The organism is Pseudomonas oplopanacis, from assembly GCF_057128725.1.
The window spans coordinates 55495-78962 of record NZ_JBSKHV010000011.1 but is presented as its reverse complement, the minus strand read 5'-3'; the positions used below and the strand labels follow the sequence as shown (position 1 = coordinate 78962).

The following is a 23468-nucleotide window of genomic DNA, read 5'->3' as shown; positions in this document are numbered from 1 at the left end:
ATGAATCCCTTTTCTGGCTGCACGGTGTTGGCTGAATGAAAGCACTTTAGTGCCCTTCAATGTCAGCCAAATCAGCCAAAGGAATGATTTGCAGAGCCGTACAAATGCTAGCTTTGCGCCAGCATTTGCAGGATATCGAGGATCAACCCGCTATCAATGCATCTCGGTGAACGCGAGTTTCACGCCGATGGCGATCAGCACCACGCCCATGGTGCGGTCAAACCAGTGGCCCATGCGGGCGAATCCGGCGCGCACACGCTGTTGGCTGAACAGCCGCGCCACCAGGCAAAACCACAACGCCGTCGCCGCCGCCAGATAAACCCCGTAACCGGCTTGCACCGCCAGCGGCGTATGCGGGTTGATGACCACGGTGAACAACGACAGGAAGAACAGCGTGGCTTTCGGGTTCAGGCCGTTGGTCACGAAACCGGAGGTGAAGGCGCCACGGGCGGTGCGCTCGCCGGCTTCCTTGTGCAAGTTGTCATCGACAGCCTTGGCCGGTTGCGCGCGCAGGGCCTTGTAGCCGATGTACAGCAGGTACGCGGCGGCGGCCCATTTGAGCGCGTTGAACAGCACGATCGATTGGGACACGATCAAGCCAATGCCGAGCAGCGAATAGCCGACGTGCAGGAAAATGGCGGTGCCGACGCCCAGCGCCGTCCAGGTGCCGGCGCGCCGACCGTGGGTCACGCTTTCACGCACCACCACGGCAAAGTCCGGGCCGGGGCTGGCCACGGCGAGCAAGTGAATCAGGGCAACGGTCAAGAACTCTGTCCAGTACATGGGGGCTCCTTTGGGGCAATCGAAAGAAAAAAATCTGTAGCGAACTATTCATCTGTGGCGAGGGGGCTTGCCCCCGTTCGGCTGCGCAGCAGTCGTAAACCTGTCCACTCACCGGTGCCGGAAAAAGGGCCGCTACGCGACCCAACGGGGGCAAGCCCCCTCGCCACAGGTTTGAGCCAGCCCTGCCAATGGGTAACCATTTGTTTCATCTGGTAGGCTCGGCAGATTACGCCTTCAGTTCAATGCACAAAAGGTACAGTTGATGACGAACTCTCGCCGCGCCGTTTTCCTCGACCACCCGTCCCTGGACCTCGGCGACCTCGACCTCAGTCCGCTGCGTGATTGCTTTGATGACTTGCAGCTGTTTGCGCAAACCCTGCCAGAACAAGTGATCGAGCGCCTCAAAGGCGCCACGGTGGCCATCAGCAACAAGATCCTGATCAACGCCGACGCCATCGCCGCCAGCCCCGACCTGAAGCTGATCCTGATCACTGCCACCGGCACCAACAACGTCGATCTCGCCGCCGCCCGCGCCCATGGCGTTACCGTTTGCAACTGCCAGGGTTACGGCACGCCGTCGGTGGCGCAGCACACGATCATGTTGCTGCTTAACCTCGCGACACGCCTGGCCGACTATCAAAAAGCCGTGGGCGAAGGTCGCTGGCAGCAGGCGAAACAGTTCTGCCTGCTCGATTACCCGATTGTCGAACTGGAAGGTAAAACGCTCGGTTTACTCGGCCATGGCGAACTCGGCGGAGCCGTCGCACGGCTGGCCGAAGCGTTCGGTATGCGCGTGCTACTGGGTCAGATCCCGGGGCGCCCTGCCCGGCCAGATCGTTTGCCACTGGATCAATTGCTGCCGCAGATTGACGCCCTCACCCTGCACTGCCCGCTCAACGAACACACCCGCCACTTCATCGGCGCCCGTGAACTGGCTTCGATGAAACCCGGCGCCTTTGTGGTCAATACCGCGCGCGGTGGATTGATCGATGAACAAGCACTGGCCGATGCCCTGCGCAACGGTCATCTGGGCGGCGCCGCCACGGATGTGCTGAGCGTCGAGCCACCGACCGCAGGCAATCCTTTGCTGGCTGCTGACATCCCACGGTTGATCGTGACCCCGCACAACGCCTGGGGCAGTCGCGAAGCACGGCAGCGAATCGTGGGGCAGTTGACCGAAAACGCGCAGGCATTCTTCAGCGGTACAGCGCTACGGGTCGTCAGTTGATAAACTGCCGCACTTTTTTTCAAGGAGCAGAGTATGGATCCGCGCAGTGAAGTACTGCTTCGTCAGCCCGAGTTATTCCAGGGGTCGGTGTTGTTGGCCGGTTTGCCCGCCGACGATCTGCTGGGCCGACTGCCCGCTGCCCACGGTTGGTGCTGGCATGCCGGCGACCAGGCCGCGCTGAACGCCCGTTTCGCCGAGCGCAGCCATTTTGGCGTGGACGCCCCCGAGCGAGAGTTTGAAACCGCCGTGGTGTTTTTGCCCAAGTCCAAGGACCTGACCGACTACATCCTCAACGCCCTCGCCTCGCGCCTAGCCGGTCGCGAGCTGTATCTGGTCGGTGAAAAACGCAGCGGCATCGAAGGCGCCGCCAAACAACTGAACCCGTTCGGCAAGCCACGCAAGCTCGACAGTGCCCGTCATTGCCAACTCTGGCTCGTCACCGTGGCCAACGCGCCAGAAGCCAAGTCACTGGAAAGCCTGGCACAGACCTACGAATTGCCACTGGCCGAAGGGCCATTGAAAGTCATCAGCCTGCCTGGGGTGTTCAGCCACGGTCGACTGGATCGCGGCAGCGCACTGCTGCTGGAGCATCTGGACAAGCTGCCGAGCGGCCACTTGCTGGACTTCGGTTGTGGCGCGGGCGTTTTGGGCGCCGCGGTGAAGCGTCGTTATCCGCACAATCAGGTCACCTTGCTCGACGTCGATGCGTTCGCCGCCGCCAGCAGTCGCCTGACCCTGGCTGCCAACGGTCTGGAAGCCGACGTGATTACCGGTGACGGGATCGACGCTGCACCGATGGGTTTGAGTGCGATTTTGAGCAACCCGCCGTTCCATGTCGGCGTTCATACCGATTATTTCGCCACTGAGAACTTGCTGCGAAAAGCAGCCAAACATCTGAAAAACGGCGGCGAACTGCGCTTGGTCGCCAACAGTTTCCTGAAGTACCAGCCGCTGATCGAAGAGCACCTCGGCGTGTGCGCAATCAAGGCCGAGGGACAGGGTTTTCGAATCTACCGGGCCAAACGCGGCTGACAAATAAGTGCTTGCCTAACGGATTTTGCCTAGGCAGAATCCGCTCCGTCCTAGGGGAGTAGTCTCCCACGAGCGCCATGCTCGTCCGGCATACGTCAACATACTTGGTCCTCAGACCATGGCGTATGCGACCCAAGCGTCCGCATCAGACGGTTCGCAGGGTTTGACAAGACCTATGACACGAACACCTTACCCGGGGCGGGAAGGCTGTACGTGTCATAGCCGTGTCGACCCGCCCCTTAGGAAAAACCCTGATGATGCTGGATTCACTTCTCGTTCCTACCGCAATCGTTGCCTTGGCCGAAATCGGCGACAAGACGCAACTGCTCGCGCTCATTCTCGCTGCCCGCTTCCGCAAGCCATGGCCGATCATCGCCGGCATCGTCGCCGCGACCCTGGCCAACCACGCGGCCGCCGGTGCGGTCGGTGCCTGGTTCGGCAGCTTCTTCTCGAATGCGACATTGCACTGGATCCTGGCTGCCAGCTTCACCGCGACTGCGTTGTGGACCCTGGTGCCGGACAAGATGGACGACGACGTCAGCACCGCACGCAAGTTCGGGCCTTTCCTGACCACGTTGATTGCGTTCTTCCTGGCGGAAATGGGTGACAAGACCCAGGTCGCCACCGTGATGCTGGCGGCGCAATACCCGGATCTGTGGCTGGTCATCATCGGCACCACCGCCGGCATGCTGATTGCCAACGTGCCGGTGGTACTGGCCGGTAACTTTGCGGCGGACAAACTGCCATTGACCCTGATCCGTCGACTGGCGGCGTCGGCGTTCTTCATCCTGGCAATTGTTGCGGTGTACAAGGCGATGCAGAGCAGCGGTTGGGTTTAACCCGGTAGACCGCGTTATCGTTCTTCGCGAGCAGGCTCGCTCCCACACTGGATTTGTGATCGACACTAACCCTTGTGGGAGCGAGCCTGCTCGCGAAGAGGCCCTCACCGGCGATACAAAAACCTCAGGATTTACGCGCGTTCTCATACAACGGCATCACCTTCGGAATCGCCCCTTGCAACGCCGCGGTCCGACTGCTGGAAGACGGGTGAGTGCTGAGAAACTCCGGTGGCGCCCCCTCGTCAGCCTTGCTCATTTTCTCCCACAGAGTGATCGCCGCATTCGGGTTGTAACCCGCACGCGCTGCCAGCTCCAGGCCGATCAGGTCGGCTTCGTTTTCATTGGTACGGCTGTTGGGCAAGGTCATCAACAGGTTTACGCCGTTATTTCCCACCTCGACAATCGACGCCGGTGCACCTGCCGCTATCGCCACTTGCTGCGCGATATTCAATCCATAGGATTTGGAGAGCGCTTCACGGCCGTGCTCGCGCAAGGCGTGGGCGATTTCATGCCCCATCACCGCGGCGAGTTCGTCGTCAGTCAGTTGCAGCTTGTCGATCAGCCCGGTGTACACAATGATCTTGCCGCCAGGACCGCAGTTGGCGTTCAGGTCATCGCTCTTGATCAGATTGACCTCCCACTGCCATTGCGCCGCATCCGGGCGAAACGTTGGCGCCTGGGCAATAAGTCGATCGGCAATCGCCTGTACGCGCGCGGCTTCGGTACTGGTCTTGTCGAGGATGTTTTTGCTGCTCGCATCCCCCAGGGTCTGCTTGTAATCCTGCGCGTAGGCTTGATTGACCTGTGCGCTCGACAACAATGTGGTCATGTGTTGCTGGCGAACGACACCCACTTCACCCGCACTGGTCGTGTTGACGGTCTCACAGCCGTTAAGTAGCAAGGCCGAGCTCAACACGCACGCCACCAGAGACTTGTTCATCACCGCACTCCTGTAAAGCCGTTACCCGACTCGGGACGACGGCAGTAGCAAAAAATTCATACAGCACTGACTGCCCTGCCGCACAAAGGTTCGGCACCTTTCTGATTGCGACACGGGCACGTCCAAAACAGTCATTTGGCCTACCCCCGCTCATGGCTGTCCGCCCCGCTGCCGATACACCAGCGCAGACGTCCTCTTGCGTGCGGAGCACCCATGAAATTCAAGTCGATCCAGTTTTCCGTGGCCGCCCTCGCCGGCGCCATCGTTCTCAGCGTAGTCGCAGCGTTAGTGCTGTACGCGCTATTTTCCGGCGCACGAACGCAAGACATGGTCCAGCAACGGACCCAGGCACAATTCGAGCAAGTCATCGAGCAGCGCCTGACGTCCCTGGCGCAAACCCAGGTCAGCCAGATCCAGCGTGAACTCGAAGCGCCGCTGCTGATTGCCGGCGGACTGGTGCGGGTCAACGCCCTGATCGGCACGCCGGGGCCCGATGGCCAGCCGCAGCTGAATGTGAGCCGCGAGCAGTTGATCAGCCTGATCAAGGAAAACGTCGCCAAGAACCCGAAGATCCTCGGCACTTACATCGGCTGGGAAAAGAACGCCCTCGACCACAACGATGCCGCCTACGTCGACACCAAAGTGACCGGCATCGACGCCAGCAACGGACGCTTCCTGCCGTGGTGGTTCCGCAACGATGACGGCACCCTCGGCCTGGACAAACTGGTGGACGTCGACGACCAGAAAACCCTGTCCACCGGCGTGCGCGCCAGCGAGTACTACCTGTGCTCCAAGGAAACCAAAAAATCCTGCGTGATCGATCCGGCGCCCTACAAGGTCGGCGACAAAATCGTCATGCTCGCCTCCTTTATTGAACCGATCATGCTCAATGGCGCCTTCCAGGGCATCGTCGGCGCGGACCTGTCGGTGAACTTCATTCAGGAAATGCTCCTCGGCGCGAACCAGAAACTGTACAGCGGCGCAGGGGAAATGGCCTTGATCGGCGGTAACGGCCGGATCGTCGCCTACACCAAAGACCCGAGCAAATTCGGCGAGAAGGTCAGCGACATCCTCGACAGCCAGCAGATCGCCAACATGAGCAATCTCAAGCGCGGCGAAGTGACCTACACCGTTGACAAGGCCCACGACCGGATCGAGCTGTACCTGCCGTTCGGTATCGGCCAGACCGACGCGCGCTGGACCCTGATGCTGCAATTGCCGCTGAACGCGGTGATGGCCGACCTGCAAAAACTCCAGGGCGACCTCAACGCCCAACGCAAATCCGACACCTTCGGCATGGCCATGGTCGGCTTGTTGATCGCCGGTATCGGCTTGCTGGTGATCTGGCTGGTGGGCCACGGCATTGCCCGGCCGCTCAAGCAAATGGTGGCGATGCTCGACGACATTGCCAAAGGCGAAGGCGACCTGACGCGCCGCCTGACCAGTGATCGCGCTGACGAACTGGGCTCGATTGCCAAAGGCTTCAACACGTTCCTCGCCAAGTTGCAGGCGATGATCACCCAGGTCGTGACGTCGGTGCAGAGTGTCAGCGATTCGTCGGAACACACCGCCGACATCGCCATCCGCACCAACATCGGCGTGCAGAAGCAAATGGCCGAGATCGATCAGGTGGCCACGGCGGTGCATGAAATGACCGCCACCGCCCAGGACGTGGCGCGCAACGCAACCCAGGCCGCGCAAGCCGCCAGCCATGCCGACCAGGCAGCGGCGCAGGGCATGCAGATCGTGCGGGACACCTCGAATTCGATTGGCGTGCTGGCCGTGGAAATCGGCAAGGCTGTAGGTGTGGTGCAAACCCTGGCCAAGGACAGCGAAAACATCAACGCGATCCTCACGGCCATTCGCGGGATCGCCGAGCAGACCAACCTGCTGGCCCTGAACGCGGCCATCGAAGCGGCCCGCGCCGGTGAACAGGGCCGTGGTTTTGCGGTGGTGGCCGATGAGGTGCGCAACCTGGCGCAGAAAACCCAGAAGGCCACCGAAGAAATCCAGACCATGATCCAGCAACTGCAACAAGGCACCCGCGACGTGGTACGGGTCATGGAAGACAGCCAGAACCGCACGGACGAAAGCGTGCAGCACGCGGCGAAAGCCGCCGAGGCGCTGGAGACGATTACTCAGGCGGTGTCGGTGATCAACGACATGAACACGCAAATTGCCAGTGCGGCCGAGGAGCAGAGCGCGGTGGCGGATGACATCAACCGTAATGTGATCAACATTGGGCAAGTGGCCAATGAAGTGGCGGGCGGCGCGGATGAATCGAGCGCGGCGAGTGCGGACCTGACCAAGCTGGCTGAACAGCAGCGGCGGTTGATCAATCAGTTCAAGGTTTGATCCGAAGGCCCCATCGCGAGCAGGCTCGCACAGGAGATTTGTGAACGACACAGATCCAATGTGGGAGCGAGCCTGCTCGCGAAGAAGCCAGCCCAGACAACGCATCAACCCGGGGTCAGGCACTCCGGCGCATTCAGCTTCGGATCATTCACCAGGTTCGCCAACACCCGCTCGCGCAATGCCGCCGGTTCACTGGCAAGCAAGGCCTGCAAGGTATGCAACGGCGTCTCGGGATCGAGCCACGCCGCCTGCCCCGCCTCGTCCAGAATCAACGGCCGACGCTGACTCGCCGCCGGCTGCGTGATCACCGCCGTGCTCAGCCATACCTGCTCCTGCACCGGGTACGCTTCCCAGATCGCGGCAAAAAACAGCGACGAACCCTCCCCCGGCGTCAGCCAGTAAGGGCGCTTGCGCGTGGTCCCGCGCCATTCATAGAAACCGTTGGCCGGCAGCAGGCAGCGACGCTCACGAAAGGCCTGGCGAAACATCGGTTGCTCGGCAACCGTTTCCGCCCGGGCATGGGCCGGGGTGCGGGACAGGTCGGTCAGCCACGGTGGCGTCAGGCCCCAGCGGGCGCGGGCCAGCTCACGCTGGCCGTCTGCACCGGCACGCAGCATCAACACCGAATCGTTGGGGGAAATATTCCACTGGGCCTGCTGATCGGCGGGGAAACCGGGCAGGGCCGCGAAGGCGGGGTTCCAGCGAAACAGGGCATAACGTCCACACATGGGGCAACACGACTCTGAATAAAACGAACGCCAGCCTAACAGACCAGCGTGCCGGGAAAGCTTTCCGGTTCATCGCCGGGCAGCGGCAGCGCGGCATTGTACGCGGTGATCAGCTCACGGGCGTATTCGGCCTGGTCGTTATCCACCGACAAACCCAACAGGCCGAAGATCGGCAGCTCACCGGTGCCGCCGAGCAAATCGCGCCCCACCAGATGCGCCTCGACGCCCTCGCTGGCCAGCATGCTTTGCAGTAACTCGCCTTCCATCAGGTTTTCTGGCTCGTAGATTCGCTGCATCGGGTGCCCCTTTCATTCGTTTTCACTGTGAACTTCGAGCATCCATTCCTGACCGTCGGTCTGCAGGACAAACGTTATTGGCCGACAACACACCGGACAATCCTCGATATAGGTCTGATCGCCTCCGGACAAATCCAGTACCGCCTCTGCTTCTTCACCACAATACGGACATTCGTAGCGCTCGGTTTCCAGCATCGCGGTCTCCCAGGTGACTTGTGCGTATAATCGCCGGTCTATTTGCAGGGCTATTTTTGTCTGGCTATTTTTTCAGACCGTGCCCCGCCGGTTTTTGATCAAAACCTTTACTTACCCTAGCCGTTTCTAACAAGAGAGCATGATGGGCGAATTCGATGCCATCCGACCTTACAACGACAGCGAAGTCCCAGCGGTACTGGACAGGTTGCTTGGTGACAAGGCGTTTCTAGATATCCTCATCCACTTCCGCTTCCCGCGTTTTGCCGGTGCTTTCGGCTGGATGCTCAAACCTCTTATAGCTCATCGGCTGCGCCGCGAGTTCGCGGGCGTGCATTCGGTGGCCACGTTGCAGGACAAGGTCGAGATGTACGTCGACCACACCATCGAACGCGCCACAGACGGTGTCACCTACACCGGCGTCGAGCAATTCAAGTCCGGCAGCGCCTACCTGTTCATCGCCAACCACCGCGACATCGTGATGGACCCGGCCTTCGTCAACTACGCCGTGTACCACGCCGGCCTGCCGACACCGCGCATTGCCATTGGCGACAACCTGCTGCAAAAGCCTTTCGTCAGCGACCTGATGCGCCTGAACAAGAGTTTCATCGTGCACCGTTCGATCACCGGTCGGCGCGAGAAGATGGCGGCTTATCAACTGTTGTCGGCCTACATCAACCACTCGATCCGCAACGATTGCGCGTCGATCTGGATCGCCCAGGCTGAAGGCCGGGCGAAGGACGGCGACGACCGTACCGAGTCGGCCATCCTCAAGATGTTCCACATGAGCCGCAAGGACGAGCCGTTCGGCGAAGTCATTCAATCGCTGAATCTCACCCCGGTGTCGATCAGCTACGAATACGACCCGTGCGATCAGGCCAAGGCACGAGAATTGTTCATCCGCGCCACCACCGGCAGCTACACCAAAGTGCCGGGCGAGGACGATGTGAGCATTGCCAAGGGCATCACCGGCTACAAGGGCCGGGTCCACGTGAACTTCGCCGCGCCGATCACCGAGCTGTTCGAAGACACCAAGCTATTGGCGGTCGAGATGGACAAGCAAATCCTCGGTGGCTATCGCCTGTTCCCGGTGCATTACCTGGCCTACGCCCAATGGAAAGACGCCGACCCGCAATTGCAGGTGCCCAAGGCGTCTGAAGTATTTGCGGCCGACGAACTGGCCAAGGCGCAGGAAGAATGGAACAAGCGCCTGGAGGGCTGCCCCGAGGAACATCGTCCGTTCCTGGTGCTGCAATATGCGACGCCGGTGCGCAATCAGTACCGGGTGAAGGCCGGGTTGCCGCTGTAAGGCTTCAGACTGGATACGACAACGGCGCCCTAGGGCGCTGTTTTCATTGCTGCAGTCTTTGCTGTCAGACCCGCGTGCTGATCCACGACACCAGCAACGCCAGCCCCAGGCAGGCGAAACCGAAGCGATAGAAAAAGCGGTTCATGCGCAAGGTCGCCCAGTCCAGGGTCGGTTCGACGTTGGGCTGGCTCTGGCGCTGGGACACGATACTGGCCATGGCGCGTTGTTCGCGGCGACGAGTGGCGTGCAGCAGCCAACTGCCGGGGAAGGCCAGCAGCAGGGCCAGCAGATTGACCAGTTTGGCGGGATGGGCGGTAAACAGCGTCATCAAATGCAGCGACATCACGGACCTCAAACAAAACAGGTGTGGCAGGCGCCGAACCGACGACTGCGGCGCGGATTCTACCGAATGCCTCCCCTCCTGCACCCGCTTTACGACAAATAACTGACCATTTGGCAGATTCCTGACCTGAGTCACAGCTTCGTCATCTGAATCCGTCAGTCTCCCGCCCCACGAAAACAGACACGGATATCGTCATGCTTCACGCTGAAAACCAGGATCGCCTGTACCTCATTGCCCCGAGCGACGAACAACAAAACCTTGTGGGAAGCCTCGCCTTCAATGTTCAGGACCGTCACTGGCTGGTGTATTGCGCACTGGGCGGGCATCAACATGCGGATTTGCCTGAGACGGATTTGCTGACCGGGGTGAGTGTGCTGGACTTCTACTGCGAAGCTGCCTGACACCCCCACATTTCCTGTGGGTGTACACCTGAATGAAAAAGCCCGGGGCCATTGCTGGCTCCGGGCTTTTTTGGTTTCAGCGAACGTTTATTCGCCGAGAACCTGACCTACAGTCGGATCCTTGAACAGACGCGTCAACGCATCGCTCAACACGTCACTGACCAGTTTGGTGTTGGTTTCCTGGTTCGGCGCCATGCCGAAACGCTGGTCCAGCGATGCACCGTAACGGCCGCTGTAACGACGATTGGCGTTCTGCACATCGGAGCGGAAGGTCGCGCCGATGGTCGCTTCGGTCACGTACATGCCTTCTTTAGGCGACTGATATTTCAGCTCGGCCAGGGTCACGGTGATTTGCGGGGCGTTCGGTGCATTGTTGGTCGGGGTAAAGCCCAGCAACCGCACGGCCGCTTCGGCCTGCGCCTGCAGCTTCGGCAGAATCTGCGCGCCCTGCACGGTGATCGCGCTGGTTTCCGGGTACAGGCCGCCGCGCGTGCCCAGCGTTGGCGACGGACGACCGTCGACCACACGCACCACCACTGGCTGGCCATGGCCGACCGGCGCCAGCTGAGTCGTCAGCTTGGGCTCAGGGTTCAGTTGTTGCGGGCTGTGGGCGCAGCCGACAAGGGTCAAACTGGTCACAGTGATCAAACCGAACAACAGGCGTTGCAACATGCGCTTCTCTCCAGAATCAGGCACAAACAGGCCCGCAGTATAGCGGTGGGCCACTGCGGCGAACCAGTGGCCTTCAATCAATACTGAAATGTCTGACAAACCCTTGGGAAAGCGGTTCCTGTCACACAGCTGTCATCGCCCATACACTGGCACGTAACGGCTAGTGGGCACACTTCACTGCAGCCCCCCATCAGGTACTTCGCCATGCGCTACCTCATCTCATTGTTCGCGCCACGCCCGCTGCACCGTTGCTTTGCCCTGCTCGACAGCAATGGTCATTGCCAGGCGTTCAAGCAGTGCAGCCTCCAGCCGATGGGCGATAGCTGGGTCGAAATCGAAGAAATCCGTCTCAACTGGTTGCATCAACCTCTGCCCCCTAGCGCCCGCGTCAGCACCCGCCAGCCACGCGCACGGGTGCAACATCTGTTGACCACCTGACCGAACGCCTAATAAAAGTCATTAAACACGTCCATTTCCCTGCGTTTCTTAGATACAATCTCCCCCCGATTATAAGGACGTCTCCTGATCGGGCCTCGCAGCATCGTCAATGCCTTGGTATTGACACCCCGCACCGCCCACAGAGAGCCGCCCACACAGATCGAGTGAAGCTGGCGCGCTTGCTGTTCCCTGAGCAAAAACCCTGCTTTTCGCGAATCTGCAGAGCTGTCATTACGCTCGGTCACTGAGCTGTTTGCCCGTTTTGTCAGTCATGTACCCCATGACGGCAATCCATCCGGGCACGGTGCCAGGCTGGGACAGCCCTTTTTTGAGGTTCACGTCTTCAAAAGAGCGTGAAAAAAACGGGTTTTCACAACTTCACAAGAGTGTGGCGAGCAAATGAATAGTTTTGCGTCTGAACATGCACCATTAGCGTCTGAAACAGCCCAACGACACAGGACCGAGCGTTCCTCGAATACCGGAGCCTGAAGCCTGTCCGCTACGGATTTGGTTGCACAAATGGATGTATCGACCATAAGTCGAATTGCCAGTCGCGCGTTCAAATGAGTTCATAGACCTCATTGACCCGGCCGGTAGCGTCCGTCGAAGTTGCAAAAAATTGCGAAGATTCGGACATGGCAATACTGGCCATGGGTACCTGGGGCATCACTGACACGCCCCTGAACGCCTGGCCGCCATGCCGACAATTTGGTGCTGCAGATTTTGGAGACGCGTTAAATGGCGCATAACGAAGCAGTCGACGTAGTACTGGTTGGGGCCGGCATCATGAGTGCCACCCTGGCGGTATTGCTCAAAGAGCTCGACCCCGCGATCAAGCTGGAAGTCGTCGAGCTGATGGATTCCGGTGCTGCGGAGAGTTCCAACCCGTGGAACAACGCCGGTACCGGTCACGCCGGGCTGTGTGAGCTCAACTACACGCCACAGGCTGCCGATGGCACCGTCGACATCAAGAAAGCCGTGCACATCAACACTCAGTTCGAAGTGTCGAAGCAGTTCTGGTCCTACCTGACCAAGAAAGGCACGTTCGGTTCTTGCAAGTCGTTCATCAGCCCGGTGCCGCACCTGAGTTTCGTGCAAGGCGACGGTGGCGTGTCCTTCCTCAAGGAACGCTTCAAGGTGCTGAGCAAGCACCACGCCTTCGCGGACATGGAATACACCGAAGACAAAGCCAAGATGGCCGACTGGATGCCGCTGATGATGCCGGGCCGTCCCGCCGACGAAGTCGTCGCGGCAACCCGCGTGATGAATGGCACAGACGTCAACTTCGGCGCCTTGACCAATCAACTGCTCAAGCACCTGACCAGCGCGCCCGACGCACAGGTCAAGTACTGCAAGCGCGTGACTGGCCTGAAGCGCAATAACGGCGGCTGGACTGTCAGCATCAAGGACGTCAACAGCGGCAACACCCGTGACGTCGACGCCAAATTCGTCTTCCTCGGCGCTGGCGGCGCGGCATTGCCGCTGCTGCAGGCTTCGGGTATCGAAGAAAGCAAAGGCTTCGGCGGCTTCCCGATCAGTGGCCAGTGGCTGCGTTGCGATAACCCGGAAGTGGTCAAGCACCACCAGGCCAAGGTGTACAGCCAGGCTGCCGTGGGTTCGCCACCGATGTCCGTGCCGCACCTGGACACCCGTGTCGTCGATGGCAGCAAGTCCCTGTTGTTCGGACCTTACGCCGGGTTCACCACCAAGTTCCTCAAGCACGGCTCCTTCATGGACCTGCCGATGTCGGTTCGCGCCGGCAACATCGGCCCGATGTTGGCCGTGGCGAAAAACAACATGGACCTGACCAAGTACCTGGTCAGCGAAGTGATGCAATCGATGGAGCAGCGTCTGGAATCCCTGCGTCGCTTCTACCCTGAAGCGAAAGCCGAAGACTGGCGCCTGGAAGTGGCCGGCCAACGAGTGCAGATCATCAAGAAAGACCCGAAAAAGGGCGGCGTCCTGCAATTCGGTACCGAACTGGTCGCGGCCAAGGACGGTTCCCTTGCGGCCCTGCTTGGTGCTTCCCCGGGTGCTTCGGTGACGGTTTCGATCATGCTTGAGCTGATCGAAAAATGCTTCCCGAGCAAAGCGTCCGGTGAGTGGGCGGCCAAACTGGCCGAAATCTTCCCGGCTCGTGAAAAGGTCCTGGAAACCGACGCGGCGCTGTATCGCAAGATCAATGCGCACAACAACATCGCGCTGGAACTGGTTGAAGCCAGTAACGAGACCGAAAGCTACGCTTGATTCGGCCCCATAAAAAACGCCCCGTTCTCAGTGAGAGCGGGGCGTTTTTTTTATGGCCGGTGAAACAACCATTGTGGCGAGGGAGCTTGCTCCCTCGCCACAAGTACCGGGCTAGCCGCGGGCCTTGGCGATCAGCTCGATGTATTCGGCCGCATTGCGCTGATCCTTGATCAGGGCGACGAAGTCATTGCCGTGCTCATCCTTGCCGTCCAGGTCCAGGCCGGCTTCGACGAAGAACGTCAGAAAACGCTCGAAGTCATCGATGCGCAGGCCGCGGTAGGCCTTGATCAGCTTGTGCAGCGACGGCGAAGTGGCGTCGACTGGCTCGAAATCGAGGAACAACTTGATCTGCTCGTCGCCGATCTCGTCACCAATCACTTGTTTCTTATCTTTACGCATTGCCGACTCCAGCTCGCAGACATTACACAGGGCGGGCAGTTTACCCCTCCCTTGACGCCGGGCTCAACGCGCGCGAGCGGCACCGGTGTGCAAATCTGCCCAGACATGGCCGTTGGCATAACTGAGGAACTGGCAATACACCGTGTCATTGCGCAACAAGTCGATCACCACGCGGTACTGCGCCATCGGGTAAAACAACGTCAGGGTTTTGCTTTTGTCGTCGTAGACCGGTTTTTTCAGGCTTTTGCTTTCGCCATCGAAGTTGACCAGTACCTGGCTGATGGTCGCGCCCTTGTTCAAGGATTTGCCCTTGAGGCGGATCAGCACCGGTGACGTGACGGGAATGGGCTGTTGATTGGACTGGCGCTGGCTGCCCACCACTACCGAATACTCGGTGACCTGCAGGAGTTGTTGCTGCTCGGGCTCGGCGTCGCGCAGGGTCAGGTCATCGGGTGGCAGAAACTGTGCGTGCATCGGCGCCGGGGCAGCCGCCAGTGGCAGGCTGAGGGTCAGCAACAGGGCGGCGCAGCTGCGGATCAAAAGGCTCATGACGGGCTCCGAAGACGAGGCCGGGGACTTTATCACGGACTTATGAAAATACTTCTGTGGACGCCATCCAATAATGTAGGAGCGAGCCTGCTCGCGCCCACAGGGGTGAACATCAGTCGAACTGCGCGCGCATCCACGCCTGATACTCAGCCACACCCGGCTCACCTTCACGGGGCGCCCAGTGAGCCAGCTCACCTTCACCCACCGGGCGATAAGGGCCGGCCTTGCATTCGAACATCAAGCTGTCGGCTTCCAGCACCACCAATCCATGGAATACGCCGATGGGCAGGTCCACACCGACACAATCGCCGCCGGCCTGCAGGATTTGCTTTTTCACCACCGTGCCGGACTCGTCGAAGATCAACACCCCCAGCCGCCCTTTGAGGACCAGCAAGGTTTCAGCCTTGTTTTCAGCCAAATGCCGGTGAGGCGGGATGTAGGTCTCGGGCTGCAAACCCACGACCATCCGATGACAGGCGTCGTCCATCTGATGGAAGTTGTGATGCTGACGCCCACGAGGATTAGCCGCAGCTTTCTCGGCCAGCTCTGTGAACAGGGTTTGATCAAGAAAGCTCGGCGTGGTCATACAATTACATTCCTTTAACAGCAAAGATCCCGTTAGCGTTACGCCAGTAGCCTTTGTAGTCCATGCCGTAACCGAAGATGTAGCGGTCGATGCACGGCAGGCCGACGAAATCGGCTTTCAGGTCCGGGCGAGCCTTGCGGTCGTGGTCCTTGTCGATCAGCACGGCGGTGTGCACTTTGCGCGCGCCGGCATGTTTGCAGAAGTCGATGATTGCGCCCAGGGTGTGACCTTCATCGAGAATGTCGTCGATGATCAGGACGTCACGGTCGATGAACGACACTTCCGGCTTGGCTTTCCAGAACAGGTCGCCGCCGCTGGTTTCGTTGCGATAACGAGTGGCGTGCAGGTAGGACGCTTCCAGTGGGAAGTTCAGATAGGTCAGCAGCTTGCCGGAGAAAATCAGGCCGCCGTTCATCACACAGAACACTACCGGGTTGGAATCCGCCAGTTGATCGTTGATTTGTGCACCGACGCGGGCGATGGCCGCCTCGACTTCAGCTTCGGTGTACAGGCAGTCAGCCTCTCGCATGATTTGACGGATATGCTCGAGATCAGCGGACATGGCGCTCTCCAAGGGGGGTGGCGGACAGGAAAAGCGGGCAAAGGTACGCATCCCGCCCGGCCAGATCAAGCGTTTGTGGACTAACGTACTGTATGTCTATAGGACAACACCCTCGGATAGATTAATCTAGGTCGGTTTTTTTGCCCGCCGCCGGAGCCTTTCCCATGCCCATCCTCGAGATCCGCCACCCGCTGATCCGTCATAAACTTGGCCTGATGCGCCGTGCAGACATCAGCACGAAGAATTTCCGTGAGCTCGCTCAGGAAGTCGGCGCCCTGCTGACCTATGAAGCCACCAAAGACCTGCCGCTGGAAGCCTACGATATCGAAGGCTGGTGCGGCACCGTGTCGGTCGAGAAAATCGCCGGCAAGAAGATTACTGTAGTCCCGATTCTGCGCGCCGGTATCGGCATGCTCGAAGGCGTGCTGAGCCTGATCCCGGGCGCCAAGGTCAGCGCCGTCGGCGTGGCCCGCAACGAACAAACCCTGCAGGCCCACACCTACCTGGAAAAACTGGTCCCGGAAATCAACGAGCGCCTGGCGATGATCATCGACCCGATGCTCGCCACGGGCAGCTCCATGGTCGCCACCATCGACCTGCTGAAAAAGGCCGGTTGCCGCGACATCCGCGCCATGGTGCTGGTCGCCGCGCCGGAAGGCATCGCCGCCGTGGAGAAGGCTCACCCGGACGTGACCATCTACACCGCCTCCATTGATGAAAAACTGAACGAACACGGCTACATCATCCCGGGCTTGGGCGATGCCGGTGACAAGATCTTCGGCACCAAGCAGAAGGACGCTTGAGCATGCAGCAAGAGTTCAACGATCCGCTCTGGCGCACGGTGCTGTCGGGTGCACAGATGCTGTTCGTGGCCTTCGGCGCCCTGGTGTTGATGCCGCTGATTACCGGCCTCGACCCGAACGTCGCGCTCTTCACTGCGGGCCTGGGGACGATTCTGTTTCAGATCGTCACCGGGCGTCAGGTGCCGGTGTTCCTGGCGTCGAGCTTTGCCTTCATTACCCCGATCATTCTCGCCAAGGGCCAGTTCGGCCTCGCGGCGACCATGGGCGGCGTAATGGCGGCCGGTTTCGTCTACACCTTCCTCGGCCTGGCCGTGAAGATCAAAGGCACCGGGTTCATCGACCGTCTGCTGCCGCCGGTGGTGATTGGTCCGGTGATCATCTCCATTGGCCTGGCCATGGCGCCAATTGCTGCCAACATGGCAATGGGCAAGGCCGGCGACGGCACTGAGCTGATTCATTACCAGACGGCGATGCTGATCTCGATGCCTGCGCTGCTGACCACCCTGATCGTCGCGGTGTTCGGCAAAGGCATTTTCCGCCTGGTGCCGATCATTTCCGGCGTGCTGGTCGGTTTTGCCATGGCCTTCTATTTCGGTGTCGTCGATACCGCGAAGATCGCCGCTGCCCCGTGGTTCGCCATTCCGCACTTCACCGCGCCGGAGTTCAACTGGCAGGCGATTCTGTTCATCGTTCCGGTCGCCCTGGCTCCAGCCATCGAGCACATCGGTGGCGTGATTGCCGTGGGTAGCGTGACCGGTCGCGATTACCTGAAAAAGCCCGGCCTGCACCGCACCCTGCTCGGCGATGGCATTGCCACCACCGCAGCCGGCCTGTTCGGCGGCCCACCCAACACCACCTACGCCGAAGTGACGGGCGCGGTGATGCTGACCAAGAACTACAATCCGAAAATCATGACCTGGGCGGCGATTTTCGCCATCAGCCTGGCGTTCGTCGGCAAGTTCGGCGCGCTTCTGCAAAGCATTCCGGTGCCGGTGATGGGTGGGATTCTGTGCCTGTTGTTCGGTTCGATCGCGGCGGTGGGCATGAACACGCTGATTCGCCACAAGATCGACCTGGGCGAAGCACGCAATCTGGTGATTGTGTCGGTGACCCTGGTGTTCGGGATTGGCGGTGTGCTGGTCGGTACCGGGACTGGCCCGGACGACTTCGGCCTCAAAGGCATCGCGCTGTGCGCGGTGGTGGCGATTGCGCTGAACCTGTTGCTGCCGGGGAATGACAGCTGGAAGCACAAGAAGGCGGATGAGCCTCTGTTGTAAGGCTTAAGTTCTTGGTTGCCTGATAGATAGCTTTCGCGAGCAGGCTCGCTCCCACATTTGATCTTCAGTGCTCACAAATAGTGTGTTCACAGAAAATCCACTGTGGGAGCGAGCCTGCTCGCGAAGCTTTTAAAGGGCCAACGGCGCTCTTTCGCACAGTGCACTCAACGCCCGCGCCCATTGCGGGTCATCGTTCAGGCATGGCACCAGCACCAACTCCTCCCCTCCCGCTTCGCGAAATTGTTCCAGCCCGCGATCACCGATCTCCTCCAGCGTCTCGATGCAATCGGCAACAAACGCCGGGCACATCACCAGAATCTTCTTCACACCACTCTTGGCCAGTTCATCGAGCCGCGCTTCGGTGTAGGGTTCGATCCATTTGGCTCGCCCCAGACGCGACTGAAACGACACCGACCATTTGCCGTCTGGCAAACCCATGCGCTTGGCGAACTCCGACGCCGTGCGCAGACATTGCGCGCGATAGCAGGTGGCTAATACCGCTGGCGAAGCGTTCTTGCAGCAATCCTCATTCTTGAAGCAATGCTTCCCCGTCGGATCGAGCTTGGTCAGGTGCCGCTCCGGTAAACCGTGGAAGCTCAGCAACAAGTGATCGTAATCCTGCTGCAGATGAGGCTTCGCGCTGGCGACCAATGCGTCGAGGTATTCCGGCTGATCGTAGAACGGCTGCAGAATCGACAGCTGGATATCGAGTCCTTTGTCACGCAGCACACGCTTGGCTTCTTCGATCACCGTCGTGGTGGTGCTGTCAGCGAACTGTGGATACAGCGGCGCCATGGTGATTCTTTTGTGGCCCTGAGCGGCCAGCTGCACCAGTTTCGTTTCAATCGACGGCTCGCCGTAACGCATCGCCAACTCGACCGGACCGTGGGCCCACTGCGTCGTCATGGCCTGTTGCAGGCGACGGCTGAGCACCACCAGGGGCGAGCCCTCCTGCCACCAGATCGATGCGTAGGCGTGGGCTGACTGCTCCGGGCGTTTGATCAGGATCAGCGACACCAGCAAGCGTCGCACCGGCCATGGCAGGTCGATCACATACGGGTCCATCAGAAATTGATTGAGGTAGCTGCGCACATCCGCCACCGAGGTGGAGGCCGGTGAACCCAGGTTAACCAGAAGCAATGCGTGATCGGTCATGCAACGTCCTATTTCAAAGGCGGCTGGACAGATCGTCCAGGGCCGCGCGCAAATCGGTGAACTGGAAAGTGAAACCCGCGTCCAGCGCGCGAACCGGCAGGGCCTTCTGCCCACCCAGCAACAACAATGACAACTCGCCAAGCCCCACTTTCAACGCCAGGGCCGGCATCGGCATGAACGCCGGGCGGTGCAGCACGCTGCCCAGCGTCTTGGCAAATTCGCGATTGCGCACCGGTTTTGGCGCGCAGGCATTATAAGGACCGCTGGCGTCATTCTGATGCAGAAGAAAATCAATCAGGGCGATTTGATCGTTGATATGAATCCACGGCATCCACTGCCGACCATTGCCGATCGGCCCGCCCAGCCCCAGTTTGAACGGCAGCAACAGCCGCGACAAAAAGCCGCCCTCGGCCGACAACACCAACCCGGTTCGAATCAGTACGACACGAAGTCCCAAGGCCTCGGCACGCTGGGCGGTCTCTTCCCAGGCAACGCACAACTGACTGGCGAAATCATCGATGACAGGGGGCGATGCCTCGGTCAGTTCACGCTCCCCCCCATCGCCATACCAGCCCACCGCAGAACCGGAGATCAACAGCGAAGGTTTTTGCTCGCGTTTCTCGAGCCACGCCAGCAGCGTTTCCGTCAGGGTGATGCGGCTGCTCCAGAGCAACGCCTTGCGCTTGTGTGTCCATGGCCGATCGGCAATCGGTGCTCCCGCCAGATTGATAATGGCGTCCAGTGGAACTTGGTCGAGGTCCTCGAGCCGGGCAATTCCCCTGACTTGAGTGCCGCAGATTTTTGCGACTTTTTCAGGCTTGCGACTCCAGACCGTCAGGCTGTGCCCCTGACTCAACCAGTGTCTGCAGAGCTGACGTCCTATCAAACCAGTACCGCCGGTCAGCAATATGTGCATGACTTCTTCCTCGCGTGGCGTTTAACCCTGATCACTAGTCTATTTTTATAAGCAGGGATCTTTGGTATCGGGCAGGCTCTGTGTTTAACCATAGGCCAAGCTGTCAGATCGAGAACGCTAAAAGTTATACCAAAAAACAATATTGTACAGGTTTGAACCACGGCGTAGTCTGTACAGAAAGGTAAACGAGGCCCCTATGACTGTACCTATCGCAATCATCGGCACCGGCATCGCCGGGCTCTCAGCCGCGCAAGCCCTGACAGATACAGGGCATGTCGTGCAACTTTTTGATAAAAGCCGCGGCAGTGGCGGACGTATGTCGAGCAAGCGCAGTGATGCGGGTGCCCTGGACATGGGCGCGCAATATTTCACTGCCCGCGACCGGCGCTTCGTCACCGAGGTCCAGCGTTGGCAAGCCAACGGCTGGGTCGCCGAATGGACGCCGCAGCTCTACACCTATCACGGTGGCCAGCTCAACCTGTCGCCGGACGAACAGACGCGCTGGGTCGGCACGCCGCGCATGAGCGCCATCACCCGTGGCCTGCTCGGCGACCTGGAAGTGCAGTTCGCCTGCCGGATCACCGAGGTCTATCGCGGCGAAGAACACTGGCACCTGCAGGATGCCGACGGTTTCACTCACGGTCCGTTCAGTCATGTGGTGATCGCCACGCCAGCACCTCAGGCCACCGCATTGCTGGCCGCGGCGTCGAAGCTGGCCGGAGCCGCCGCCGGGGTGAAAATGGACCCGACCTGGGCCGTCGCCCTCGCATTCGAAACGCCGTTGGAAACGCCCATGGAAGGCTGCTTCGTCCAAGACAGCCCGCTCGACTGGCTGGCCCGCAACCGCAGCAAACCAGGACGCGACAACACCTTGGACACGTGGGTATTGCACGCGACCAGCGCCTGGAGCCGGCAACACATCGACCTGTCCAAGGAAGCGGTGATCGAGCAACTGCACGGTGCATTCGCTGAACTGCTGCACGATTCCATGCCTGCCCCGAGTTTCAGCCTCGCCCATCGCTGGCTCTATGCCCGCCCCGCCAGCAGCCACGAATGGGGCGCACTCGCCGATGCCGATCTGGGCCTGTATGTGTGCGGCGACTGGTGCCTTTCCGGGCGTGTCGAAGGCGCCTGGCTGAGCGGCCAGGAAGCTGCTCGCCGGTTGCATGAACATTTGCAGTGAACCGCATCAATCCCGGCAAATTGCTGCTGTCGAAGTGGACAGCAGCCCATCCGCAACACCGCGAAAAACACTTTCTGGTGACCGAGGTATTCCGCGACGAGGGAGGCACGGTGCTGGACGTCGAGCTACAGGCGGTGCTGACCAAGCGCAGTGAGCGCCTCGATTGGCGAACCCTCAAGAACGGCGACATCTGGCAATTGGGCTGGAAGTAGAACCACAAAACTTGTACAAACAATTTGACTTGTACACCTTTGAATCTATGATGAAGATTATGTTGTACAGAGAACAAACTCTGTACAAGTTTAGATTCGAGGTGCCTCGATGGGCGATCAGTCAGCGACCCGACCAAAAATCGCTATCAGCGCCTGCCTGATGGGCGCCGAGGTTCGCTACAACGGCGGGCACAAGGCCTCACGGTTGTGCACTGACACGCTCACTGACTATTTCGAATTCGTTGCGGTATGCCCGGAAGTCGCCATTGGCCTCGGCATCCCCCGGGAGCCGATCCGCCTGGTGGGCGACCCGCAACATCCGCAAGCGGTCGGCAGCGTTCACGCCGAGCTTAATGTCACCCGGGCGCTCACCGAGTACGGCCAGATAATGGCGGGTCAGTTGAGCGACATTTGCGGCTACATCTTCATGCAAAAATCCCCTTCCTGCGGCCTGGAACGGGTCAAGGTCTATCAAGCCAACGGTGCACCGGTGAAGGGTGGCGGACGCGGCCTCTATTCCCAGGCGTTCTGCGCACTGCACCCTGACCTGCCGGTTGAAGAAGACGGTCGGCTAAACGACCCGGTGTTGAGGGAAAACTTCCTCACGCGCGTGTTTGCCTACAGCGCCTGGCAGCAACTGCTGCAAAAAGGCCTGACCCGCCGCGATCTCACCGAATTCCACTCGCGCTATAAATACCTGCTGATGGCGCATAACCCGGTGCAATACAAAGCCCTGGGCAATCTGCTGGGCAACATGGGCCAGTCCGATCCTGATGAACTCGGCCCGCGCTATTTCAGCGAACTGATGGCGGCCTTGAAAAAATGCGCCACGCGGCGCACCCACACCAACGTCCTGCAACACATCAGCGGCTACCTCAAGCAGGCCATCAGCCCTGAAGACAAACAGGAAATGCAGCACGTCATCAGCCAATACCGCCAAGGCATCGTGCCGCTGGTGGTGCCATTGACCCTGCTCAAGCACTACTTCCGCCAGTACCCGGATCCCTACATTGCGCAACAGGTTTACCTGCAACCGCATCCGGAAAACCTCAGCCTGCGAAACGCGATCTAAATGAAATCCAAACTCGACACCAGCGCCAGCGAAGACCTCGGCGACGACTTTAAAAAGGCGCTGGACGACGGCTGGCTGCCGATCCGCGAGGTGGCGCGCCAGACCGGTGTCAACGCCGTGACACTGCGCGCGTGGGAACGGCGCTATGGCCTGGTCGTTCCGCATCGCACACCCAAGGGCCATCGGCTGTTCTCTGCCGAACACGTTCAACGCATCCTGACGATCCTCACCTGGCTCAACCGCGGCGTTGCCGTCAGCCAGGTCAAGCAACTGCTGGACACGCCGCAAGCATTTAGCGAACCCGTTGAAAACGATTGGCAGGTGTTGCGCCAGACACTGCTGCACGCGGTGTCACACCTGAACGAACGCACCCTCGATGACACCGTCAATCAAGCCATGGCGCTATACCCACCGCGCACCTTGTGCGAGCTCCTGTTGATGCCGTTGCTGGCAGAACTGGACCAGCGCTGGCAGGGTCAATTCGGCGCGCAGATGGAGCGGGCGTTCTTTTATTCCTGGTTACGCAGCAAATTCGGCGCACGCATCTACCATAACAACCGTCAATTGCGCACCGCGCCCCTGTTGCTGATCAATCACTCGGATGTGCCACTGGAACCTCATCTGTGGCTCACCGCCTGGCTGATCAGCAGCGCCGATTGCCCGGTGGAGGTGTTCGACTGGCCGCTCCCCGCCGGCGAACTGGCGATGGCGGTCGAACACCTGCAAGCCCGCGGCGTGCTGCTGTATTCCAGCAAAGCCATGAACCTTTCGCAGCTGCCAAAACTACTGAATGGAGTCAGTTGCCCAAAAATGATTGCCGGACCAACGGTATGCATCCACCACGCCGAGTTGTCCGTAAGAACGACTGAAATCGCTGATTTGTCCTTCGCCGAAGACCCGTTATCGGCGCATCAGGATCTGGTTCAGCGTGGGCTAATTTAATGAAACGTG

At 59.8% G+C, this 23468-nt stretch carries 27 protein-coding genes, 1 pseudogene and 1 riboswitch; of the genes and pseudogenes, 15 read left to right on the top strand and 13 right to left on the bottom strand.

Annotated features, from left to right (window positions below; genetic code table 11):
* Positions 1-153 precede the first annotated feature (153 nt).
* Positions 154-783: a LysE family translocator gene (locus tag ACWKV5_RS20935; RefSeq protein ID WP_109787839.1), complete on the bottom strand. Its 630-nt coding sequence runs from the start codon at positions 781-783 to the stop codon at positions 154-156.
* A 262-nt stretch (positions 784-1045) separates the two neighbouring features.
* Between ACWKV5_RS20935 and ACWKV5_RS20930 the strand changes: the two genes are divergently transcribed.
* The 3 genes from ACWKV5_RS20930 to ACWKV5_RS20920 all read left to right on the top strand — a co-directional run bounded on the left by ACWKV5_RS20930 (position 1046) and on the right by ACWKV5_RS20920 (position 3882).
* Complete coding sequence (locus tag ACWKV5_RS20930; protein WP_483842827.1) at positions 1046-2011, top strand: 2-hydroxyacid dehydrogenase; 966 nt, start codon at positions 1046-1048, stop codon at positions 2009-2011.
* Positions 2012-2044: 33 nt separating this feature from the next.
* Positions 2045-3043 (top strand): methyltransferase, encoded by a 999-nt coding sequence (locus ACWKV5_RS20925; protein WP_483842826.1) that lies wholly within the window; start codon positions 2045-2047, stop codon positions 3041-3043.
* A 40-nt stretch (positions 3044-3083) separates the two neighbouring features.
* A riboswitch (yybP-ykoY riboswitch) is annotated at positions 3084-3208 on the top strand.
* Positions 3209-3300: 92 nt separating this feature from the next.
* Positions 3301-3882, top strand: coding sequence for a TMEM165/GDT1 family protein (locus tag ACWKV5_RS20920; RefSeq protein ID WP_027925988.1), 582 nt, complete (start codon positions 3301-3303; stop codon positions 3880-3882).
* Between the two features lie 124 nt (positions 3883-4006).
* Here ACWKV5_RS20920 and ACWKV5_RS20915 read toward each other — a convergent pair whose 3' ends face one another.
* Positions 4007-4822 (bottom strand): M48 family metallopeptidase, encoded by an 816-nt coding sequence (locus tag ACWKV5_RS20915; protein WP_483842825.1) that lies wholly within the window; start codon positions 4820-4822, stop codon positions 4007-4009.
* 213 nt (positions 4823-5035) lie between these two features.
* Between ACWKV5_RS20915 and ACWKV5_RS20910 the strand changes: the two are divergent.
* Together ACWKV5_RS20910 and ACWKV5_RS20905 are read left to right on the top strand one after the other, a co-directional pair.
* A pseudogene (locus ACWKV5_RS20910) lies at positions 5036-6322 on the top strand (methyl-accepting chemotaxis protein); the annotation flags it as partial.
* A 12-nt stretch (positions 6323-6334) separates the two neighbouring features.
* Positions 6335-7177 (top strand): methyl-accepting chemotaxis protein, encoded by an 843-nt coding sequence (locus ACWKV5_RS20905; protein ID WP_371916729.1) that lies wholly within the window; start codon positions 6335-6337, stop codon positions 7175-7177.
* A gap of 104 nt (positions 7178-7281) precedes the next feature.
* On the opposite strand, the gene ACWKV5_RS20900 is transcribed toward ACWKV5_RS20905, so the two are convergent.
* The 3 genes from ACWKV5_RS20900 to ACWKV5_RS20890 are packed head-to-tail and all read right to left on the bottom strand — an operon-like array spanning position 7282 to position 8396.
* Positions 7282-7905, bottom strand: a complete 624-nt coding sequence (locus ACWKV5_RS20900; protein WP_027925985.1) for an SOS response-associated peptidase — start codon at positions 7903-7905, stop codon at positions 7282-7284.
* 35 nt (positions 7906-7940) lie between these two features.
* The gene (locus ACWKV5_RS20895) at positions 7941-8201 is read right to left on the bottom strand and encodes a putative signal transducing protein (protein ID WP_123435102.1); all 261 of its coding nucleotides are present in this window, start codon (positions 8199-8201) and stop codon (positions 7941-7943) included.
* 12 nt (positions 8202-8213) lie between these two features.
* A complete protein-coding gene (locus ACWKV5_RS20890) occupies positions 8214-8396 on the bottom strand; it encodes a CPXCG motif-containing cysteine-rich protein (protein WP_007947091.1) in 183 nt (60 codons plus the stop codon).
* 142 nt (positions 8397-8538) lie between these two features.
* Here ACWKV5_RS20890 and ACWKV5_RS20885 point away from each other — a divergent pair, with 142 nt between their 5' ends.
* On the top strand, positions 8539-9702 hold the full coding sequence (locus ACWKV5_RS20885; RefSeq protein ID WP_483842824.1) for a 1-acyl-sn-glycerol-3-phosphate acyltransferase: 1164 nt from the start codon (positions 8539-8541) through the stop codon (positions 9700-9702).
* 64 nt (positions 9703-9766) lie between these two features.
* On the opposite strand, the gene ACWKV5_RS20880 is transcribed toward ACWKV5_RS20885, so the two are convergent.
* Positions 9767-10045 (bottom strand): hypothetical protein, encoded by a 279-nt coding sequence (locus tag ACWKV5_RS20880; protein ID WP_123435105.1) that lies wholly within the window; start codon positions 10043-10045, stop codon positions 9767-9769.
* Positions 10046-10239: 194 nt separating this feature from the next.
* On the opposite strand from ACWKV5_RS20880, the gene ACWKV5_RS20875 reads away from it, so the two are divergent.
* Positions 10240-10446 (top strand): hypothetical protein, encoded by a 207-nt coding sequence (locus ACWKV5_RS20875; RefSeq protein ID WP_483842823.1) that lies wholly within the window; start codon positions 10240-10242, stop codon positions 10444-10446.
* Positions 10447-10533: 87 nt separating this feature from the next.
* Here the strand turns inward: ACWKV5_RS20875 and ACWKV5_RS20870 are convergent, their stop codons facing one another.
* The gene (locus ACWKV5_RS20870) at positions 10534-11118 is read right to left on the bottom strand and encodes a YajG family lipoprotein (protein WP_027925980.1); all 585 of its coding nucleotides are present in this window, start codon (positions 11116-11118) and stop codon (positions 10534-10536) included.
* A gap of 204 nt (positions 11119-11322) precedes the next feature.
* On the opposite strand from ACWKV5_RS20870, the gene ACWKV5_RS20865 reads away from it, so the two are divergent.
* Both ACWKV5_RS20865 and mqo read left to right on the top strand, forming a co-directional pair.
* Positions 11323-11556 (top strand): hypothetical protein, encoded by a 234-nt coding sequence (locus ACWKV5_RS20865; RefSeq protein WP_027925979.1) that lies wholly within the window; start codon positions 11323-11325, stop codon positions 11554-11556.
* Between the two features lie 738 nt (positions 11557-12294).
* Positions 12295-13803, top strand: coding sequence for a malate dehydrogenase (quinone) (gene mqo / locus ACWKV5_RS20860; RefSeq protein ID WP_483842822.1), 1509 nt, complete (start codon positions 12295-12297; stop codon positions 13801-13803).
* Positions 13804-13914: 111 nt separating this feature from the next.
* Here mqo and ACWKV5_RS20855 read toward each other — a convergent pair whose 3' ends face one another.
* The 4 genes from ACWKV5_RS20855 to ACWKV5_RS20840 all read right to left on the bottom strand — a co-directional run bounded on the left by ACWKV5_RS20855 (position 13915) and on the right by ACWKV5_RS20840 (position 15899).
* On the bottom strand, positions 13915-14202 hold the full coding sequence (locus ACWKV5_RS20855; RefSeq protein ID WP_090180157.1) for a PA4642 family protein: 288 nt from the start codon (positions 14200-14202) through the stop codon (positions 13915-13917).
* Positions 14203-14265: 63 nt separating this feature from the next.
* On the bottom strand, positions 14266-14751 hold the full coding sequence (locus ACWKV5_RS20850; RefSeq protein ID WP_483842821.1) for a hypothetical protein: 486 nt from the start codon (positions 14749-14751) through the stop codon (positions 14266-14268).
* Positions 14752-14863: 112 nt separating this feature from the next.
* On the bottom strand, positions 14864-15337 hold the full coding sequence (locus tag ACWKV5_RS20845) for a WbuC family cupin fold metalloprotein (protein WP_483842820.1): 474 nt from the start codon (positions 15335-15337) through the stop codon (positions 14864-14866).
* A gap of 4 nt (positions 15338-15341) precedes the next feature.
* A complete protein-coding gene (locus ACWKV5_RS20840) occupies positions 15342-15899 on the bottom strand; it encodes a hypoxanthine-guanine phosphoribosyltransferase (RefSeq protein ID WP_483842819.1) in 558 nt (185 codons plus the stop codon).
* 164 nt (positions 15900-16063) lie between these two features.
* On the opposite strand from ACWKV5_RS20840, the gene upp reads away from it, so the two are divergent.
* Together upp and ACWKV5_RS20830 are read left to right on the top strand one after the other, a co-directional pair.
* A complete protein-coding gene (gene upp, locus ACWKV5_RS20835) occupies positions 16064-16702 on the top strand; it encodes a uracil phosphoribosyltransferase (RefSeq protein WP_027925972.1) in 639 nt (212 codons plus the stop codon).
* A 2-nt stretch (positions 16703-16704) separates the two neighbouring features.
* Positions 16705-17979 (top strand): uracil-xanthine permease family protein, encoded by a 1275-nt coding sequence (locus tag ACWKV5_RS20830; protein WP_483842818.1) that lies wholly within the window; start codon positions 16705-16707, stop codon positions 17977-17979.
* A 129-nt stretch (positions 17980-18108) separates the two neighbouring features.
* Here ACWKV5_RS20830 and hemH read toward each other — a convergent pair whose 3' ends face one another.
* Together hemH and ACWKV5_RS20820 are read right to left on the bottom strand one after the other, a co-directional pair.
* Positions 18109-19134, bottom strand: coding sequence for a ferrochelatase (gene hemH / locus ACWKV5_RS20825; protein ID WP_483842817.1), 1026 nt, complete (start codon positions 19132-19134; stop codon positions 18109-18111).
* A 13-nt stretch (positions 19135-19147) separates the two neighbouring features.
* Complete coding sequence (locus tag ACWKV5_RS20820; RefSeq protein WP_483842816.1) at positions 19148-20050, bottom strand: TIGR01777 family oxidoreductase; 903 nt, start codon at positions 20048-20050, stop codon at positions 19148-19150.
* A gap of 196 nt (positions 20051-20246) precedes the next feature.
* Here ACWKV5_RS20820 and ACWKV5_RS20815 point away from each other — a divergent pair, with 196 nt between their 5' ends.
* The 4 genes from ACWKV5_RS20815 (at position 20247) to ACWKV5_RS20800 (ending at position 23459) form a co-directional block, all read left to right on the top strand.
* Complete coding sequence (locus ACWKV5_RS20815) at positions 20247-21233, top strand: NAD(P)/FAD-dependent oxidoreductase (protein ID WP_483842815.1); 987 nt, start codon at positions 20247-20249, stop codon at positions 21231-21233.
* The gene (locus ACWKV5_RS20810) at positions 21230-21445 is read left to right on the top strand and encodes a TIGR02450 family Trp-rich protein (RefSeq protein WP_483842814.1); all 216 of its coding nucleotides are present in this window, start codon (positions 21230-21232) and stop codon (positions 21443-21445) included. The genes ACWKV5_RS20815 and ACWKV5_RS20810 overlap by 4 nt, the downstream gene beginning before the upstream one ends.
* Before the next feature lie 109 nt (positions 21446-21554).
* Positions 21555-22517 carry a YbgA family protein gene (locus ACWKV5_RS20805; protein ID WP_483842813.1) on the top strand — a complete coding sequence of 321 codons (963 nt, stop codon included), beginning with the start codon at positions 21555-21557 and terminating at the stop codon, positions 22515-22517.
* Positions 22518-23459, top strand: a complete 942-nt coding sequence (locus ACWKV5_RS20800; protein ID WP_483842812.1) for a MerR family transcriptional regulator — start codon at positions 22518-22520, stop codon at positions 23457-23459. It begins immediately after the preceding gene.
* Positions 23460-23468: the final 9 nt, after the last annotated feature.